Consider the following 15,107-nt stretch of genomic DNA (forward strand, 5'->3'; position numbering starts at 1 on the left):
GCGCCTAGTCCCGCCAGAAGTGCGGGTCAAACAGCATGATCAGGGTGAAAATCTCCAGCCGCCCCAGAATCATGGCGAAGGACAAGAGCCATTTGGCGGCGTCGGGCAGGCTTTTAAAATTGCCCGCCGGGCCAATGACGTCGCCGAAGCCGGGCCCCACATTGGTTATGGCTGTGGTGGCCGCCGACAATGCCGTGGCGAAATCAATATTCATCATCGCCAGCATGAGGGTGACGATGGCGATGGAAGCGAAGAAGGCTGCGAGGAACGCCAGCACCGACAGGGGCAGGTCTGTGGGCATGCGCGCGCCGTGATAGTTAAGGATCACCACCCGGTTGGGGCTGTTGAGCCTCAGGAGCTGTTCCCGAAGCGTGATCCACAGCACCTGGAAGCGGTATATCTTGATCGCGCCGGATGTGGAGCCCGCGCAGCCGCCCGCGAATGTCAGCAGGAAAAAGCCGGCCACAGCGCCCGTGCCCCACAGCGTATAGTCGGTGGACGCAAACCCTGTGGTGGTGACGATGGAGACAATATTGAAAGCCGCTGCGGTCAGCGCTTCGAAGAAGTCCCAGTCCCTGTCCATCATCAGCATGAAGGTGGCGCCCAAAATCACCACAGCCAGGAACTTCAGGAAGGCGTTGATCTGCGGATCGCTGGCGAAGGCGCGCTTGCGGCCGCGGGCGAATTTGATGAAGGCGATGAAGGGAATGCTGCCGGCAATCATGAACAGGATACCAACCCATTGGCTGGCCATGCCGAAGTGGCCGAAGGAATCGTCGTGTGTGCTGAAGCCGCCGGTCGCGACCGTTGCAAGGGCATGGTTGACCGCGTCAAAGAAGCTCATGCCGGTCAGCAGGTATCCCAGTGTGCAGGCCACTGTCAGGGCCACATAGACGCCGGTGATCCATTTCACCAGTTCGGTGGATTTGGGGATGATTTTTTCAGACTTGTCGCTGCTTTCGGTGCGGAACAGCTGCATCCCGCCGATGCGCAGGAACGGCAGCATGATGATGGCCATCACCACAATGCCAATACCGCCGATCCAGTTCAGGAGCGACCGCCACAGCAGAATGCCGGGCAGCACGGTGTCCAGGTTGGAGATGACGGTGGAGCCGGTTGTCGTGATACCCGATACGGTCTCAAACACCGCGTCGGTATAGCTGAGGTCGGCGTCATGCGGCAGGCCCATGCCAATGAGCGGCAGCGCCGCAAACACCGGCAGCACCAGCCAGGTGGCGGCGGTCAGCAGGAAGGCCTGCTTGATGTCCAGGCTGAAGGGCGCGTTGTCGCGCGTGGCCAGCACCAGCGCCAGGCCCATGAAGCCGGTGAAGGCAGCAGAGAAAAGAAATTCGTAGGGGGTGGAGCCCGCCATCTTGGCTTCCACCACGGCAGGGACCATCATGAAGACGGCCAGCGCCACCAGAAGGAGACCAATAACCTGGACGATTGGGCGAGCGTCGATGCGGAAAGTCATGGTCGTGGTTGCCCTTGGCGGCTCAGGCGGGGCACAGGTCCCTTATAAACCAGTCCGCAGGCTTCTTCCTTTGCTTGTCTGGCTGATCTCAATCATCAGGCCGTATCCTGCCGGACGCTAGAAACACCGGGCGACCAAGTCAAGCTTCTCGCGCGCGCCTAAAACTCATACGTCAGTTCAACACCGTAGCTTCGCGGCACGGTCTGCGCTTCCACGATGGTGCCGAAAAAGTCCCTGAGGCTGGCGGCGGTGCCGCCGTCGCCAAAGCCGTTCTGCAGCCAAAAGGCAGCCGTCCAGCCGTCAGCCGGGCTGCCGACGCCCAGTTTGGCATTGAGCTGCGACCGGCTGGAGATCTGCCCGAATGGCACGCTGCCACCACCCAGCAAGGGTTGCTCGGTGATATTGTCGGGCGTGACGAAATAGCTGTCGGCGAAGGAAGCGTTCAGATTGATAAAGCCCATGAGGCTGTCGCTGATCGGGCGCTCGTACGCCAGGGCGATGCTGGCTTCTACATCGGGGGCCTCAAGCTTGTTGCCGGACACGTCCGTCGCCCCCACGCCGCCATCGACGAACTGGCGGTATTTTGCGTCCAGCAGCGCCAGCGATGTGGTGAGAGAAAGGCCGTCGGTGGGCCGGGCGGTCAGCTCAAGTTCCAGGCCCTTGGTGCGCACCTTGGCGGCGTTTGAGATCACGATGATCGTGCTGCCGCCGCCCTGGTCCAGGAACTGGTTCACCTGGAAGTTTCTATAGTCCACCCAGAAAGCGGTGGCGCTGAACCAGGCCATGCCGTCCCACAGGCTGCCCTTGATGCCGGCTTCATAGCTGCGGGCGCTTTCTTTTTCGAATTCCAGCTGGTCCGGGAAAATGGCGGCGCTGACATAATCCAGATTATAGCCGCCGCTCTTGAAGCCCTCACCATACCGCAGGAACGCGGTGATGGCGTCGGTTGGCGCGTAGCTGAGGCTGAACGTGGGGGAGACGTCTGTGTCATGGCGGCTGTCCTTGAGCGTGCCGGTGGCCAGCTGGAATGCCGGCGCGCCGGTTGTGTCGACACTCCAGTCCACGCTTTTCTCATCGCGTGACCACCTGAGCCCGGCTGACAGGGTAAGCGCGTCGCTGAGGCGGTAATCAAAGCTGGCATAAAGCCCCCAGGCTTCCGTGTCCACACGGCCGATGCTGGTCATGTCCGCGCCTTCAGCAGCCCCCAGAATGAAGGCCGCAGCGCCGCCAATGGCGTGCCGGTCGGTCTCGCCTTTCTGGTCCAGATAGGTGACCCCGAGCACATAGCCCAACCGGTTGCCGTCGTCCGGCGACGTCAGCCTGAGTTCCTGGGAAAAGTGGCCATAGTCTTCGGCGTAATCCACATAGAGGATATCGATACTCGTATAGTCGGTATCATAGTGATGCGCGGCGTCGGTGGATCTCAGCCCCGTCAGGGACTTGAGCTCCATGCCGCCTTCAAAGGTCCAGGTCATGCTGAGGCCGGCGCCCTTGGTGATCACTTTCTGGGTTGGCGCAACATTGAAGTCCACCTCGAACGGGGCAGGTGCCACTGTGTCGGGGAAGATGCCGAAGGTGTCCGAATTGGGGTCGCCCACCAGCATGGCTTCGTCGATTTCATTGCGGTCCAGGCTCAGGTGTGCCTCAAACCGGTCGCTGGGGCGATAGAGCATCTGGGCGCGCAGGCTGTTGCGGTTACGGTTGTCGATTTTCGAACCGTCAAAGAGGTTGGTGGTCAGGCCGTCGCGCTTATGGAGGCTGCCGGAGAGGCTGGCGAACAGTGTGTCCGACAGCGGTATATTGAGGCTGCCTTCAAAGGTACGGGTGTCGAACCGGCCATAGCGTGCCAGCGCTCTGCCTGACACCTCTGGCCCAGGTTTGGCGCTGATCAGGGTCACGGCGCCCGCGATGGCGTTGCGGCCAAAAAACGTGCCTTGCGGCCCGCGCATCACTTCCACCTGCGCCACGTCCAGCAGTGACTGGTTCAAGCCATAAGACGGCCCCAGATAGATGCCGTCCAGATAGAGGCCCACGCGCTCGTCAAAGCCGATGTTGCGGCTGTAGGTGCCCACGCCGCGCAGCGACACAGTGTTATTGTAGGCAAACTGGGCGGCGGTCCTGAGGTTGGGCACAGCCAGTTCCAGGTCTTCCAGGGATGTCAGGGTCCAGTCTTCAATGGTGGTCGCGCCCACCACACTGATGGATACGGGCGTGTCTGTCAGCGTCTGCTCGCGCTTACGCGCATGCACGATGATCTCTTCAACCGGGCCTTCGGCTTCCACGCCTGTGGCCGGGACCGACAGGGCAGGAACCAGAGCTGAGCCAAGCAGCATTGGCAGATAGGTGCGGCGGATACGTGGCACGGCAATGACCCCTAGCGTGAGAACTACCCCTCATTTAGGGCAGTTCACTATAGAAAAAAGCCCCTAAAGCCGCAAACTTTATACATATTATCCGGGAATGGGAGGAAATGTCTGGTTGAGTGGGCTGTGGCTGTTGTCGCTATGCAGTGCCCGCGCTAACGCCGCTGTTTTCGGCCGCGATCTGCCTTAGGCCGCTCAACACGGTGCCGATCAGGGCGCTGTCACGGTCTTCCGGGAAGGCGGCATAGACCGGATAGGTGAAGGTAGGGGCGTCAGGTACACGCACCAGGCTGCCAGCTGCGATATAGGGGGCCGCAATGCGCATGGGAAAATAGCCTGCTGCCGCATTGTTCAGGAGGAACGAGATCCCCAGCGAGCCGACATTCAAATTCAGGGGCGGTGTGGCGGCATCGGGAAAATTGAGCGCATGGTCGGCTTCAAACTCGGGCCCCCAATCCACATAGACATATTCGGCATCGCCCAACCCGCCCGGGTCATCGGGCCTATTGCTGCTGCTGACCAGCACCAGCTGTTCTTCGAAAATCTGGCGGATTTCCGTGCCCGGGCGCGCTTCGGGCCGGTAGAGCACCACAAGGTCAAGCGTGTCGTCCACCAGTTGCTGCATAAGCTGGCTGGAGGAAGCGATCATCTGGGCGCGGACGGCAACCTCAGAAGCATTCTGGCGCATCCAGGGCAGCCAGTGCAGCAGGAAACCGTCCCACAGGCTGGGCTGGCCGCCGATGGTCAGCAGCTTCTGTTGGCCTTCGGGGAGCGCGAGCGACAGTTTGGCCTGGTCCCACTGGCGCTGGATGGCGCGGGCATGACGGGCGAAGGCAAGGCCCGCGCGCGTGGGCACGGCGCCCGTTTTGTTGCGGGTGAACAGTTCCTGCCCCAGCATTTGCTCCAGCGCCTTGATGCGGCTGCTGACAGTCGACTGGGCCACATTCACCCGGTCAGAGGCGCCCAGGAAGGTGCCGGTTTCCAGAACCGCCAGGAAGGTTCGCGCCTGGGTGATGTCCATGGGTTTCTCCATGTATCGAATTATTCGATATCAACTATTTGATTTATCCGCTTTTCAAATGAAAAGAGCAAGCGCAGAACGACAAATATGAGTGTCCTTTCCGGGGAATAGCCCCATCGGGAGAACGGAAATGAGTCGGTCTGGATTTTTTGATGACGAACTGGGGCTGGACGACGATCCCAGCTACAGCGATCAGTATGACGACGAATGGCCCATCGATGAAGCAACGCTCAAAGCTGCGCTGCAGCGGGGACGCACCATGAGCCAGATTGCCCAGAAATATGATGTCAGTGTGGGCGAAGTTGCCGACCTGATTGACATGTACGACCTGGACCATTGAGGCCATGACACCCCGCGGCGATATCGGCCTTGCGCCCCCTCTTGCTGCCAGAGAAACGGTTGTTACCCTGCCGGACTTCCTGAGCGCGGAGGAATGCGAGCGCCTGACCGCTTTCGGGGAATCCGAAGGCATGGCGCCGGGTCGCCTGACCGGTGGGGTCATGGTTTCCGGCATCCGGTCCGCCAGCACCCTGTGGCTCGATGATGACACCCTCCCCTGGTTCACCGACCGTATGATCGAAGGCCTCGCGCTCCTCAACCGGCGCTGGTTCGATTTCGCCCTGATGGGCTTCGATGAAGGCTTCCAGCTGTTGCGCTATGACGGGGCGGCTGACGGTGGCGACTTCTATGACTGGCATATCGATATCGGCCGCAAGGGCCTGAACGCCAGTCGCAAGCTCAGCCTTGTGCTGCAGCTTTCAGACCCCGCTGACTATGAAGGCGGCACGCTTGAGGTGAATGCGGACGGCACACCGGCGGCGCAACCGCTTGCGCGCGGGTCCCTGACGGCATTCCCGAGCTATGTGCTGCACCGGGTCGCACCTGTAACCAGCGGACGGCGCTATTCCCTTGCCGCCTGGGCGCACGGCCCGGCCTTCCGCTGAGGTTCTTTCAGCCGTCAGGTTGCTTGTTTTTCAGGATCAATTGCAGCAAGAGGGGCGTCAGCGCGGTGGTCAGCACGCTGACCAGCACCAGCGCCGACAACAGCGGCCCGCCTGCCGGGTTTTCCCCGGTTCCGTTAAAGACCCCGGCGTCAACGGCAATGCCCACCACCACAAGCCCAACCACCCCGCGCGCGGCCATGCCTGTGCCGATGGTCAGCGCATCCCGGACACCAAAGCCCAGTGCCAGCGCCGGCAGCCCGGCACCGGCAATTTTGCTGAGAAGCGCGAAGGCCAGCAGACCGGCCAGAATCCACGGCATGTCGGCGGCTGCGCCGATATCTACATAAAGGCCCATGGACAGGAAAAACAGCGGCCCCAGCACGCCCTGCACCATTGTGGTCACCAGGGCCATGATCTCTGTGTAGCTGCGGGCGCCAACGCGGTATTTTTCAAAATACAGCCCGGCCATAAAGGCCCCGACAACCCAGTGCAGGGACATGGCCTCCGCCAGCCAGCCATAGCCGAGTGCGGCAGTCACCAGCGCACTGAACTCAATCGCCGACGCCTTCAGGAGCTTCAGGCCTTTCTGCACCCGGGGATAGACATGCACCCCAAGTAGCACAGTGACCGCGAAAAAGGCCGCAACCTTCAGCGCCATCACCCCAAGGTCCGCCAGGCCCGGCAGGCCGCCGGTTTCGACAATGGCCAGTAGAAGCGCGATCAGCACCAGGCCGATGATGTCATCGAACAGGGCGGCTGTGACGATCATCTCGCCGGCTGCCCCCCTGAGCATGTTGAAGTCTGTCAGCACCTTTACCACCACTGGCAGCGCCGTGATCGACAGCACCACGCCGGTTACAAGGGCCTGGCTATCATGTTCCGGCCCTGCCGGCAGGAACGTCCAGGCCAGCCAGGCGCCACCCACCAGCGGTAACAGGACGCCGCCTAGCGCAATCCAGAGGGCCTTGCCGGACGCCTGGGCAATCTCGCGCGGTTCCAGTTCGATGCCGGCCAGCAGGACAAGGAAAAAGACGGCGATATCGGCAGCCGCAGCGAGGAAATCGTCCTTGATGATGGACGGCAGGACAGGAAAGGTGTCCCCGAACTGGCTGGCTGCCAGCGCCACCAGCACACCGGCGGCCATTTCGCCCACGGACACCGGCAGGCGTGCGCGGTCGGCAAGGTGTCCGCCCAAGCGGGCCAACAGCAGAAACACAAAAAGCGCGAGCATCATATTCATGATGTCATCATGGCGGCAATTGCCCTTGAAGGCCAGCCATCAAGAATGGGCGCCAAGGGGAAAAAGCCAGCGACATAAAGCCGCTGGCTGATGGATTGGTGGGCTAGAGCGTGACGGTCATGCTGGCCAGGTCCCCGGTATCAAGGCCTATGAGGAACACGCTCTGGCCGTTCCCCAGGTCGATCAGCAAACCGGCTTCGCCGTTTTGGGTGACATCGCTTGCGGCCGCCTGTACGTCGGCGAGGGCGTCAAAGCCTGCGCCGCTATACTGCAGGTCCAGGGTGTCGTTCGCCAGCTCGAAGTCGCTGATGGTGTCGTTGCCCGAAGCGGTGCCGAAGATGAAGACATCCTCGCCCGATCCGCCCGACAGCACATCGTCGCCCGCGCCAGCCCACAGCGTGTCGTCGCCGGTGCCGCCCATGACGGTATCGCTGCCTTCGCCGTTATAGAGCATGTCGTCGCCCGTTCCGCCATCGACCGTGTCGTCGCCGAACCGGCCCCACAGGAGGTCGTCATTGTCGCCGCCATCCAGCTTGTCATTGCCGGCGCCGCCACCAAGGCTGTCGAACCCGCCACTGCCCAGGACCGTGTCGTCGCCCAGGTCGCCAAGGCCGGCATAGACCAGGTCATTGCCCAGACCGCCATCGACGGTATCATTGCCGCCGCCGCCTTTGAGGAAGTCGTCATCATTACCGCCGCCGATGTCGTCGTTGCCGTCGCCGCCGTCGATGGTGTCCTTGCCGCCGCCGGTTCTGATGCGGTTGTTGCCGCTGCCCGACTGCACATAGTCGTCGTTGTCGGTGCCGTCGATGGTGTCATCGTTACTGCCACCGTTGATGATTTCATTGACGTCGATCACGGTGATGGTGAAATCGTCGCTGTCGCTTGCGCCGTCATCATCGGTTGCCGTCAGTGTGACGGTGACCGTCGGCTCGGTTTCGAAATCAAGGATCTGGCCGGCTTTCAGTTTCAGCTGATTGTTGCTGTCGATGGTAAAGCGATTGTCGCTGACCGTATAGGTCAGGCTGCTGTCATCCACATCGCTGGCGCTGACAGTGCCCACAACTGCACCCGGCACAACTTCCTGCACGCTGCTGTTGCTCAGGCTGACGTTGGTGGGCGCATCGTTGCGCGCCGAGATGGAGATATTCATCGTAGCTGTGCTGGTGGCAAAGCCGGTGCCGTCATTGACGCTGTAGGTGAAGCTGGTTGACCCCGACTGATTTGACGGCGGATTGAAGGTCAGGTTGCCGATATCGCCAACGGCAATCACGTCGCCTGCGGTCACATTCACGCCCGAGAGCTTCAACGTCCCAGTGCTTGGCAGCGTGTCGATACGGACGCTCTGCAGCGTGTCGCCGGTATCCACGTCGCTGAAGTTGAAGTTGCTGGATGCGAAGGTCTTGTTGCTGTCCTCAGCGGTGGAAATCGATCCGCCGCTGCTGGTTGGCAGGTCATTCACGCCGGTGACATCCACATTGACTGTGGCGATCGCCACATCGCCCGACCCGTCGCCATCATTGGCAGTGACGGTGATGGTAGCAGCATCGTCCGTGTCCGCGTTGGCGGCGCTGGTATACTGAATGTTTGATGCGGTATCGAGATAGGTATCGATATCGTCTGCGTCGCCCGCCAGTGTGATGGTGGTGCTGTTGGCCAGGGTTGCCGTGACGCCCACGCCTGCACCATCGGCCGGGGTGCCGAAGGTGCCATCGCTGAGGGTCAATGTCACGGTGATGCTGGCACTGTCCACGTCGCCGAAGTCGGCGGCCGACAGGTCCACATCGCTTGCTGTGTCTTCCGTGACCGTCACATCCGTTGGCAGGCTTGCGCCTGTCGGATCATCGTTCACGGCCGTGATGTCGATATTGACCGTGCCCATCGCCACATCGCCAGAGCCGTCGCCATCGTTCGCTGTCACGGTGATGGTGGCGGCATTGTCGCCGTTGGTGTCTGCGCTGCCGGTATATTGAATGTTCGACGCGGTATCGAGATAGGTATCGATATCGTCCGCATCGCCCACCAAAGTGATCACCGTGCTGCTGACCAGCGTTTCGGTGACACCCGAGCCCACGCCTGCGCCGTCTGCCGGCGAGCTGAAGGTGCCGTCATCAAGGGTCAGGGTGACGGTGATCGTGGCGCTGTCCACATCGCCGAAGTTGGCGGCTGACAGGTCAACATTACTGGCCGTGTCTTCTGTGACCGTCACATCCGTTGGCAGGCTGGCGACTGTTGGGTCGTCGTTCACGGCGGTGATGTCAATATTGACGGTGCCGACAGCTACGTCGCCCGACCCGTCACCGTCATTGACAGTAACGGTGATGGTGGCCGCGTCACCACCGTTGGTGTTCGAAGACCCGGTATACTGGATGTTCGAGGCTGTATCGAGATAGGTATCGATATCGTCCGCGTTGCCCGCCAGCGTAATCTCAGTGCTGCTGACCAGTGTTTCGTCGACGCCGACACCTGCACCGTCGGCTGGGGTTGAGAAGGTGCCGTCATCGATGGTCAGCGTTACGGTAACGCTGGCGCTGTCCGGGTCTGTGAAGTCGGCTGCCGAAAGGTCCACATCGCTTGCTGTGTCTTCCGTGACAGTGACATCTGTTGGCAGGCTGGCGCCTGATGCGGCGTCATTGACCGGGTCCACATTCACGGTGATGTCCGCTGTGCCGGTGGCTGCGTTTGATGCCGCGTCGGTGATTGTCACGCGAACGACGCGGTCGCCGTCTGTCGGATTGTCGCCACCCACATTGTTATATTGGACCGCCTGCAACAGCTCCTGCACACGGGCCGGAGTGGCGTCGGTGTTGAAGTTGATGACCAGGTCATTGCCCGCACTGATATTGTTGCCGAGGGTACCGACCACGGTACCGCTGACCGATACGTTCGAGCCTGCGGTGGTGCCTGCAAGGGATACCGTGCCGGAAGTGTCGAGCGTCAGCAGGTCTTCCGCGGCCTGACCGCCCGACTGGAAGGTGACTGTCATGTTGCCGCCGTCGAAATTGCTCGAATCCGCATCTGTCAGCGTTGCATTGCTGCTGACATCAATCAGCGTTGCGCTGTCACCTTCTGTGAAGGTCAGGCTGTCGCCATCCAGATTGCCAATCGCTGGCGGGTTGCCCGTGACGCCGACAGTGAAGGTGGCGGCTGTATCTTCGTCACCACTGTTTGCGGTGCCGTCGCCGTCATTGAGTACCAGGGTGAAGGAACGGTCACCCAGGCCTGTCGCTGCCGAAAGTTCCAGATTCTGGATCAGGGTCTGGACGTTGGCGTTTGTGGCATTGGCTGAGCTGAAGTTGATGGTTAGCGTGCCGCCCTGACCATCATCAGTGGCGTCCACGGTACCAATGGATACACCGCCGACCTGGATGGTTTCGCCTGCCGAAATGGTGGCGTCGCCGCCGGATGTCACATTCGTGCCGTCCACCGACCAGTCACCGTTTGTAGTGCCGGACGATTGGCTGAGCGTGATAAACCCGCCGTTATAATCAGACGAATCTGCATTGGTGACCGTGACGTCATTGAGGTCCGTGACATCCTGCGCGCCGTCGCCGGCGACAATCTCGCTGGCATTGTCGCCGTTGAGGTTCGAGACCACAGGCGCATCGTTCACCGCAGTGATGGAGACGGTTGAGCTGACGGCCAGTGCCGCCACATTGTCGTTATCGCCGGTGTTGGAGCCGCTGTCGGTGATGCTGGTCAGCGCGACCACACGGCTTGACCCGGTGGTTGGATCGTCACCGGTATGGCCATAGGTCAGGCCGTCAACCAGTGTCTGGGCTGCGACCTCGCTCAGGCTGCCCGACAGGGTGATGGTGGCTGTGCCGCTGGAGAAGGCCACGCTGTAGCTTAGGCTGTTGGTCGTCGTCGTGCCGCTGTCTGCCTGCGTGATATCGATACTCGAGCCGTCGATCTCCATGAACTCCTCACCGGTGTCGGAGACGTCGGTGACAGTTATGGTCATGCCCGTGATGGTCTGGCCGCTCTCAACCGTGTCTATCGTGACGCCGGAGAACAGATCCTGGTTCGAACCACCTTCGGTGAAGGTTGGGTCCTGGCCGGTGGCGGTCAGCGTGGGTTCGTCGTTCACGCCCGTGATCGACACGGTTGTCGAACCACTGTCGCTGTCCGTGCCGTCACTGAAAGTCCAGTCCATCTGGGCGCTGGAGGCCGGGTCGTCGCTGGTGTTCTGATAGGTGATACGCTGTAGTACATCATCCACCAGCGCGCCGGTTGCCGCTGTGCTGCCGGATGTGAAGTTGATGGTCAGCGTGCCGCTACTGTCGGTGAAGGTGGCGAAGGTCTGGCCGCCGGACTGCAGGTTGCCGCCCGACAAGGTGAAGCTGGCGCCCGACGTGTCGAAGTCGAAATCGTCATTGCTGTCAGCGCCGCCGTTGCGGGCGATCGTCAGGCTCGCGCCGGAGAAGTCGTCTGCGGCGTCCAGCTCAAGGTCGGAAATGGTCACATCGCTGTCGAAGGTGACAACGCTGCCGCCCTCGGTGAAGCTGGGCGCGCCGTCAAGGCCCGCGAAAGTGGGCGCGTCATTGACTGCGTTGACGGTGATGCTCGCGGTGTCGCTCGCGCTTGAGAAAGCCGTGCTGCCCCCATTTGAGGAGGCATTAGCCGTACCACCGGCCGTGCCCGATGTTTCATCCCAGGCGCGGAAGGTGATGGTGGCGCTGCCGTTATAGTCCGCGTCCGGCACGAAGCGGATCATGTCTGCGCTGTCCAGGAGCCGCGCCGACGTCTCGATATCGACGCTGGTGCCGGTGGTGCCGGAGAAATTGTTCCAGCTTGTGCCGCTGTCGGTGGAATATTGCCACACGCCATTGGTGTTATCGACCGTGGTTACCGCGATGGATTCGACCGCGCTGCCGTCCGCGTCGGTGATGGAGCTGTCAACCACCATGGTGGCGACCGTGGTGCCGCCGTTGTTGGCATCGTTGGTGGCGTCATCGTCGCCGTCGGCGCCGGAGCCGTCATCGTCGCCTGCATCCTCGTCAATCGCGGTCAGGGTTGGCGACTGGCCACTGTCCAGCACCGGCGCGTCATTGACCGCCGTGATGTCCACATTGACGGTGCCCAGGTCCACGTTGCCGGAGCCGTCCCCGTCGTTCGCCCTTACGGTAATGGTAGTTGCGTCATTGCCGCTGGCGTCAGACGCGCCAGTATATTGCACGTTCGAGGCGGTATCCAGGAAGCTGTTGATGTTGGTGAAGGTGCCGGAAAGCGACAGCGTTCCCGTGCCCGACCCGCCAACGGTCACGCTGCCGCCTGACGTGGCCGTCATGGTGCCGGCGCCGGCGATCAGATAAACCGTGACTGTGCCTGCACTGTCCACATCTGCGAAGGCGCTGGCGGACAGGTCGAGGTCGCTGGCTGCATCTTCTGTGACCGTTACGTCGGTTGCGAGCCCCGAGATGGTCGGGTCGTCATTGACGGCTGTGATGTCCAGGTTGACGGTGCCAAGCGATACATCGCCCGATCCGTCGCCATCATTGGCTGTTACCGTGATGGTGGCAGCGTCGTTGCCGCTCGTGTTCGACGCGCCGGTATACTGAATGTTCGACGCGGTATCGAGATAGGTGTCAATGTCGTCCGGGGCCCCCGCAAGGGTGATGGTGGTGCTGTTGACCAGTGTTGCCGTGACGCCTGCGCCCGCTCCTGCGCCGCTTGCCGGCGTACTGAAAGTACCGGCACTGGCGGTCAGGGTTACGGTGATGCTGCTGCTGTCCACGTCACCGAAATTGGCGGCAGACAGGTCCACGCTTGAGGCTGTGTCCTCAGTGACTGTCACATCGGCAGGCAGGCCCGAGAGGGTTGGGTCGTCATTGACCGCGGTGATATCCACATTGACGGTGCCCAGGTCCACATTGCCCGATCCGTCGCCGTCGTTTGCCCGCACAGTGAGGGTGGTGGCGTCATTGCCGCTGGCGTCAGACGCGCCAGTATATTGAACGTTCGACGCGGTATCCAGGAAGCTGTTGATGTTGGTGAAGGTGCCGGAAAGCGACAGCGTTCCCGTGCCCGACCCGCCAACGGTCACGCTGCCGCCTGACGTGGCCGTCATGGTGCCGGCGCCGGCGATCAGATAAACCGTGACTGTGCCTGAGCTGTCTACGTCAGAGAAAGCGCTGGCTGACAGGTCGAGGTTGCTGGCTGTATCTTCTGTGACCGTTACGTCGCTGGCCAGGCCGGAAATTTCCGGATCATCATTAACGGCGGTGATATCAAGATTGACGGTGCCCAGATCCACATTGCCCGATCCGTCGCCGTCGTTCGCGCGCACCGTCAGGGTGGCGGCGTCATTGCCGTTGGCGTTGGACGCGCCGGTATAGGTCACGTTTGAGGCGGTGTCGAGGAAGGTGTTGATGTTGGCAATTGTGCCCGAAAGTGTCAGCGTGCCGCTGCCCGATCCGCTGACCGTAACACTGCCGCCCGACGTCGCGGCAAGGGTGCCGGCGCTGGCAATCAGATAGGTGGTAATGGTGCCCGTGCTGTCCACATCCGCAATAGCGCTCGCCGAGAGGTCGAGGTTCGAAGCGGTGTCTTCCGTGACCGTGACGTCAGCCGCCAGGCCCGAAATCGTCGGGTCGTCATTGACCGCCGTGATGTCGATATTGACGTCATTGTTGGCCGCGCTGTCCGTGCCGTCGGTTGCCGCGATTGTCAGCGTGGCTGCGTCGCCACCGCTAGCATTTGACGCACCTGTATACTGGATGTTGGAGGCGGTATCGAGATAGCTATTGATATCGTCCGGATCACCCACGAGCGTGATGGTGGTGCTGTTCACCAGCGTTTCGTCAACACCGGCGCCCTCGCCCGAACCATCCGCTGGTGTGCTGAAGGTGCCGCTGTCAACTTTCAGTGTGACGGTAAGAGTGTCGCCAGAGTCCGCATCGGCGAACGTAACGGCGGACAGGTCAACGCTCGATGCCGTATCTTCAGTAACTGTAATATCGGTTGGCGCGCCCGAGACCGTCGGCGCATTGTTGGCCGGCAACGTGAATGTAACCGTATCGACAACCGCGTCCCACTGGCCGTTGGAGCTGGTGACGGTGAAGCTGGTCACACTGGTCCAGTCGGCCGGGGTCACGACAGTAGTGGCCGAGTTGGTGAAATCGTCGGGAGCAGTCATCGTGAAGGCGGAGCCCGTCCCGACCGGTGTGAAGGTATAGGTGCCTGGGACGGTTCCTGACTGAACGCCAATCACGAACGAATCCACCTGGATGGCTGAATCAAATGAAACTGTAACGGTGGTTACATTTATGCCGCCGGAGGAGCGTAGATAATCGCCTGACAGGTCTTGCACCGTCAGGTTCGGCAGCGTTGCGTCGTCGTCTGCCGTGGCGCTGCCGTCATCGAAGGCCACGGTCATGGTGACACCGCTTTCCGTCTCCTGGAATTCGTTATCGGCAATACTGTCAGCGCCACTTGCCGTTCCCAGCGTACCGCCGGTGAAATCGAAAGTTGGCAGCGTGTGTGGGTAGGCCTCCAGCGCTTGGCGGCTGAATGGGGCCTGTGTGCCTATGAACCACGATCCACCTTGGGCTGCGGCACCAACAGGGGCTTGGGCCGCATAGACGTTGGCGCCTGTCAGGCTGGTCAGGGCTTTGACAAAGGATTGCCCAACCGAATCTTTTGCAACATTACAGGCCCACAAAGCGACGCTGCTGGCTGAGGCGGCGACATGGGCCAGGGCGTTTGCAATAGACGTGTGGCTTTCAATGTAGGCGGCATCAATGCGCTCGCCGGCAAGATTAAAGGCGCCGGGCTCACCGTGTGTCAGGATATGGACAGCGCCAGCGGGCGACAGGGCCTCAAGGCTCTGGATAGCGTCGTCAAGCTTACCGTCTTCCGTCCGTACCACATGTATGTGTGGGTCAAGACCATCAAGTAGGACTGCCGCGTCCTCAACCGTCGAATCGACAATCAGGACCGCTGAAGGCTCGTGTGCTTCTGCGTTTCTGTCAAAATCCGAATTGTCGGTGAAAGGAAGGCTCGTTGAAGTGGTGGCGCCGTAGAAGCCGTCTACCATGGTATGATCCTATTGCTGAATATCTGA

Annotated in this window: 7 protein-coding genes; 2 read left to right on the forward strand and 5 right to left on the reverse strand. The window is 61.2% G+C overall.

Annotation, left to right across the window (positions count from 1 at the left end):
• Positions 1-4: 4 nt before the first annotated feature.
• The 3 genes from KORLAC_RS18035 to KORLAC_RS18045 all read right to left on the reverse strand — a co-directional run bounded on the left by KORLAC_RS18035 (position 5) and on the right by KORLAC_RS18045 (position 4,858).
• The gene (locus tag KORLAC_RS18035) at positions 5-1,474 is read right to left on the reverse strand and encodes a TrkH family potassium uptake protein (RefSeq protein ID WP_068309124.1); all 1,470 of its coding nucleotides are present in this window, start codon (positions 1,472-1,474) and stop codon (positions 5-7) included.
• A gap of 158 nt (positions 1,475-1,632) precedes the next feature.
• A complete protein-coding gene (locus tag KORLAC_RS18040) occupies positions 1,633-3,837 on the reverse strand; it encodes a TonB-dependent receptor (RefSeq protein ID WP_068309126.1) in 2,205 nt (734 codons plus the stop codon).
• Positions 3,838-3,976: 139 nt separating this feature from the next.
• A complete protein-coding gene (locus KORLAC_RS18045; protein ID WP_068309128.1) occupies positions 3,977-4,858 on the reverse strand; it encodes a LysR family transcriptional regulator in 882 nt (293 codons plus the stop codon).
• Positions 4,859-4,988: 130 nt separating this feature from the next.
• On the opposite strand from KORLAC_RS18045, the gene KORLAC_RS18050 reads away from it, so the two are divergent.
• Together KORLAC_RS18050 and KORLAC_RS18055 are read left to right on the forward strand one after the other, a co-directional pair.
• Positions 4,989-5,198, forward strand: a complete 210-nt coding sequence (locus KORLAC_RS18050) for a hypothetical protein (RefSeq protein ID WP_068309130.1) — start codon at positions 4,989-4,991, stop codon at positions 5,196-5,198.
• Positions 5,173-5,802, forward strand: a complete 630-nt coding sequence (locus KORLAC_RS18055; protein ID WP_153012243.1) for a 2OG-Fe(II) oxygenase — start codon at positions 5,173-5,175, stop codon at positions 5,800-5,802. Before KORLAC_RS18050 ends, KORLAC_RS18055 begins: the two co-directional genes overlap by 26 nt.
• 7 nt (positions 5,803-5,809) lie before the next feature.
• Here the strand turns inward: KORLAC_RS18055 and KORLAC_RS18060 are convergent, their stop codons facing one another.
• Both KORLAC_RS18060 and KORLAC_RS18065 read right to left on the reverse strand, forming a co-directional pair.
• Complete coding sequence (locus KORLAC_RS18060) at positions 5,810-7,042, reverse strand: cation:proton antiporter (protein ID WP_068309133.1); 1,233 nt, start codon at positions 7,040-7,042, stop codon at positions 5,810-5,812.
• A 103-nt stretch (positions 7,043-7,145) separates the two neighbouring features.
• On the reverse strand, positions 7,146-15,080 hold the full coding sequence (locus KORLAC_RS18065; protein WP_068309136.1) for a DUF4347 domain-containing protein: 7,935 nt from the start codon (positions 15,078-15,080) through the stop codon (positions 7,146-7,148).
• Positions 15,081-15,107: the final 27 nt, after the last annotated feature.

The organism is Kordiimonas lacus (genome assembly GCF_001550055.1).
Classification (GTDB): domain Bacteria; phylum Pseudomonadota; class Alphaproteobacteria; order Sphingomonadales; family Kordiimonadaceae; genus Kordiimonas; species Kordiimonas lacus.